Here is a 238-nt window from a genome sequence, read left to right on the forward strand (position 1 = left end):
GTTTTAAATCAAAACGCTCGCCGGTTGCTGGCATAAATTGCCAAATACCCGATGCGGTGCGATGCGAGTAGCCATAAGGGTCAAAAGCACTTTCTACTATAGGTAAAAGTGCAATTTCGATTGGCATTTCACGCTTTTCAATTTCTTCAACAATAAAGTGCAAATACGGCTCAGCACGTTTAGAGATACGATCTAAGTATGCTTGATGGCGCGCATAATAGTTACGCTCAGCGACCAC

The 238-nt window shown here is 43.3% G+C and carries 1 protein-coding gene; it reads right to left on the minus strand.

All coding sequences use genetic code 11. The features are described from left to right. Positions 1-238, minus strand: a 238-nt coding sequence (locus tag AAEY88_RS15375) for a transglycosylase SLT domain-containing protein (protein WP_350563785.1), incomplete at both ends; no start/stop codon positions are given.

This window comes from Psychrobacter sp. CAL346-MNA-CIBAN-0220 (genome assembly GCF_040309805.1).
GTDB lineage: Bacteria > Pseudomonadota > Gammaproteobacteria > Pseudomonadales > Moraxellaceae > Psychrobacter.